This is a genomic window from Anaerosporobacter sp. (genome assembly GCF_031551385.1).
Classification (GTDB): domain Bacteria; phylum Bacillota; class Clostridia; order Lachnospirales; family Lachnospiraceae; genus Anaerosporobacter.
The window spans coordinates 1-4,441 of the sequence record NZ_JAVBNS010000106.1 but is presented as its reverse complement, the minus strand read 5'-3'; the positions used below and the strand labels follow the sequence as shown (position 1 = coordinate 4,441).

General features: G+C 37.1%; 3 protein-coding genes. 1 reads left to right on the top strand and 2 read right to left on the bottom strand.

Annotated elements, in window-relative coordinates; all coding sequences use genetic code 11:
• A partial coding sequence (locus tag RMR19_RS09705) for an aldo/keto reductase (RefSeq protein ID WP_310603297.1) occupies positions 1 to 867 on the bottom strand: 867 nt, incomplete at its 3' end.
• A gap of 809 nt (positions 868 to 1,676) precedes the next feature.
• On the opposite strand from RMR19_RS09705, the gene RMR19_RS09700 reads away from it, so the two are divergent.
• Positions 1,677 to 2,600, top strand: a complete 924-nt coding sequence (locus RMR19_RS09700) for an AraC family transcriptional regulator (protein ID WP_310603296.1) — start codon at positions 1,677 to 1,679, stop codon at positions 2,598 to 2,600.
• A gap of 11 nt (positions 2,601 to 2,611) precedes the next feature.
• On the opposite strand, the gene RMR19_RS09695 is transcribed toward RMR19_RS09700, so the two are convergent.
• Positions 2,612 to 4,441, bottom strand: a 1,830-nt coding sequence (locus RMR19_RS09695) for a M56 family metallopeptidase (protein WP_310603295.1), incomplete at its 5' end; no start/stop codon positions are given.

The window sequence follows — 4,441 nt, the reverse complement described above, 5'->3', positions numbered from 1 at the left end:
AACACGGTCACGTAATACCCATGAAAGAGCCATTTGTGCAAGAGTTTGTCCTCTGCCTTGTGCTACTTCATTTAGCTTAGAAACTTTAGCAACTACCTCTGCTGTAATGCTATCTTCATGTAAGAACCAGTTTCTTGTCGCTCTACTTCCTTCTGGAATACCGTGTAAATATTTATCTGTTAATACACCTTGTGCAAGTGGGCTGAAAATGATACTTCCTGCGCCAACTTCATCTAATGTATCAAGTAGATTATCCTCTTCTACCCAACGATCCATCATGTTGTAATTCACTTGATTGATAAGTAAAGGTGTTCCATTTGCCTTCAGAATCTCTGCTGCTTTCTTTGTTCTTTCTGAATTATAATTAGAGATACCAACGTATAAAGCTTTTCCTTGGCGAACGATATCCGATAAAGCACCCATTGTTTCTTCTAATGGTGTTTCTGTATCAAATCTATGATGATAGAAAATATCAACATAATCTAATTTCATTCTCTTTAAACTTTGATCTAAACTTGACATAAGGTATTTTCTAGAACCACCATCTCCATAAGGGCCATCCCACATACCATATCCAGCCTTTGTAGAGATAATCATCTCATCTCTATATGGGCGCAAATCACTATCCATGATACGTCCGAAGTTTTCCTCAGCTGACCCTGCCGCAGGTCCATAATTATTCGCTAAATCAAAATGTGTAATTCCTTCGTTAAATGCTTCAAATAACATTGCTTTTTGATTCTCAAGAGGATCAACCGAACCAAAATTGTGCCATAACCCAAGAGAAACTCGTGGTAGTTTCAACCCACTATTTCCACAGTTTTTATATTGCATATGCTCATATCTATTATCACTTGCTTGATACATTGTATCTTCTCCTTCCATTCTCATCGACTTAAAATGATGTCTGGTACATAGAAAATGCTTCCCTTACGCTACCATTATCCATCTCGTCATTCATTTGTTGTATTCATTTTAACGCACATTCTTCCAATTAAAAATGTAGTACACCGTCCACTTCTTGTACAAGGGCGACTTTGTTAGACTATATTTCTAATCTACATTACCATGAACATTACCTTATTTACATAACACCTTTTATGTGTTAAAGTAAAGCCAATTAGAAAACTCTTTGCAATATCCAAGTGACTGTTACAAATTTAAAATTTTTCAACAATATAGCGTGATATCACTTGAAACATATCACTGCATATTATGGTTAAAACTTGTTTTGCGACAAGTCCTTATCTTCAAAATAATTAACAACTACTTTGAATTATTATTTACTCAATTATTTATCCATTTCGATAATTACCTGTACTTGTGTATCAACAAAGTAGCCATGCAAAACTTCTTTACTCTTCCTTGCTTATTCGCTGCTGTACCATAACTAAGAAACAATAGCGAAACACCTTAGCACTTCTTAGTGTGTATGTTCACAACCTAGGAAGGCGAGGCATGGACGCCGAGCCAGCCCGAACTGAGGCAGGATGCCGAATTGAGGGCGATTCCGTATCCTTTTCAATACCTCCCCATACACACTTAGAAGTTCTTAGGCGTATAGCGTGTTTCGTGTTATAGTACATTAGCGAAGAAGCTACTACAACCTACAAAAGTTTTGCATTCAAATCCCCCAATACACAAGTACCCCAACAACCTCAAAGGAGGAAAACACCATGTATTTTTGTTTACAAACAACCATTCTACCGAAAGTTTCCTACATGAGTCACAACATCACACCAGAACATTGGATTCATCCTACACGTATTACAGATGAATATAGTTTATACATAGTCAACTCCGGAACACTCTATATACAAGAAGGTGATTCCAAACAGGAATTGAACGTTGGCGATATGTTTTTATTAGAGCCAAATCAGCCACATGAAGGGTACAAGGAAAGCTCTTGTGACTACTATTATATACAATTTTCAAGTGATACATTCACTACATTCGATTGTAGCAAATTCGATTCCATTGAAAGTATTCTCCTTGCAAATAAGCGTCTTTTTTACAATTGTGACCCACTTAGCTATGAGCCTTATACGAAATCCAAATTATTTATTCCAAAGGATCTCTATATTACAGATAAAACGATTCTTGACCAAATTGAACAATACATGCAGGAAGCTCTGTTTGCGTTTCATGGACAAAATGAACATTTCAAATTAATCTGTTCATGCAAGTTAATCGAGATTCTCACTATATTATCAACATATTTTTCAGAAACGGTATTTCACAAGACCACGAATCAAGGCAAAATTGCTGGCCAGATGAACAAAACGCAAGAACTACTTATCTATCTACGTAATTCCTTTGGAGAAAAATTAACAGGAGACTCTATTGCAAGTCAACTAAATATGAACTTCGATTACCTAAATCGCATCTTCAAAAAGCAAACAGGATTTACGATCTTCGGATACCTGAATACAATACGAATCAATAAAGCAAAAGAACTTTTATTAACTGGTACTATGAAGTCATATGAGATTGCACGCAATGTTGGATTTCATGATGAATATCATTTTAGTAAAGCGTTCAAAAAAAGCGTTGGCTTAACACCAACGCAATTTTTACAAGATAAGTCAACCTCATGCTAGATTTATATCATTTATTTCTCAAGACCAATGCTCCTTATCCTCCATACTCCAACTGGTGAATCTTCTGAATCTTCATACACAAGCTCACATGTTAGATAGTCATAAGAATCACTCGTTGGTGTACTTAGCAGACACGCTGATACAATCAACTTATCCTCATTCATCAGCTTGGAATCATAGGATATGTTAATAGTCTTTGGCAATTCTCTTACTGTTTCACCATACGTTTCTAATGAAGTATCTTTTGCAGCATATATATTCAACATATCCGAATTATTATAAAAATAAAATTCAACGATACTTGCCATCATTGACTCAATCCCATCGTTATAATATGCTACCTTCGAAAGCCCCCATTTTCCATCTCCCATATACAAAACATCCGCTTTTAACCCATCTTCACTATAGATATACCTAGGTTCATTTAATTTTGTATTGGAAGCGGTTATTAGTGCATTCATCTTTATGGTATTATCTCGCAACTCAAAACCAATCTGGTCTCCTGCCGTATAGAGATAGGTTTTGTTTTCTATCGCTATCTTTCTTCCTACCAAAGCAGAATCTACTTTTAATTGGATTCCCTGTGCATCGATAACTGTTTCATAATGTTCTCCAAGTTGTGACAAGTAATTTTCCGCACAGTATTGATATACATTCCACTGTCCGTCTGCCTGCTTATCTACCATGTATAACGTATAGATAGAAACCCCTGTTCCATGTAGAAAATATGTGATAATCGCAAGCTCCTCGTCTCCATCTCCATCATAATCCTTTTCCCCAAATACGGGACTGACACAATAGTTTGATGTATAAGGAGAATCCACAGCTATATAATCTCCTTCATTTGTCTTTATAACAAATGAATTTAAATCCCCTTTTCCATATGTTATAAAGGACGACGTCTCTCCAACTAGATAATACGCATTACGAAATTCTTCATTTTTATTTTCATTATCCTCTTCTTCGTTCATTGCCATTAACGCACGATTCGCAAATGTAAAGAAATCTCTTCTCCAGTCTTCTACCTCCCCCTCTAATGCTGATACCAATTCTGCAGAAGGAGTTATGGAAGTTCCAACGATTTGCTTGTTCATAGAGTATCCATCTTCCTGAATATCTATATTCCCGCTCACCCCATCTTCTGTTCCATTTTCTTGTGAATCATCTTGTGCTATATCTTCCAGTGCTGACTGTTCTTGTGATATCTCTGCATTATCGCCTTTACTATGCGCTACCACACCTTTCAAACTAGCACTGTTCCATGTCTCCATCTTTGTAAACTCTTCTGCTGCGGAATCGTCACTTGCCTTTTGCCCTGTAAATGTAACTATAACAGCAATCGCAATTAACCCAACTACTATTACAAATGCTTGTATCAACATCCTAGGCTTTCTGCTAATGAATTGTATTCTTTCCTTCATCTGCTTCTTATTGCTCTTCATTGTTGTTGCACAGCGCAAGAACTCTCTTGAGGAACTCTTTTTTGTAGAGAGTTCAATCAGCACCTGCCCATAGGCAAAACGTTCCTGACTGCCCAGATGTTTCAACGTAGCTTCATCGCAAGCCAATTCCGCATCTGCCTTACTAAGAATCGCTGCCAGCCAAACAAGTGGATTGTACCAATGCACAATCAGGCAGATACTTCGAAGTACTGTCCACCAATTGTCCCCATGTCTATAATGCATCTCTTCATGAGCAAGTACATATCGCAATGTATTCTTGTCGTTCGCTACCTCCTCTGTAATATAGATTGCTGGTCTGAATACACCAAACATGCACGGCGTTTGAATCACATCTGCTACATATACAGGTAGCTTGCTTTCCACATCAAATACACGTCT

Bases quoted from the DNA above. Each gene is read 5' to 3' on its own strand.
- RMR19_RS09700 (WP_310603296.1), top strand. From the start codon at position 1,677: ATGTATTTTTGTTTACAAACAACCATTCTACCGAAAGTTTCCTACATG.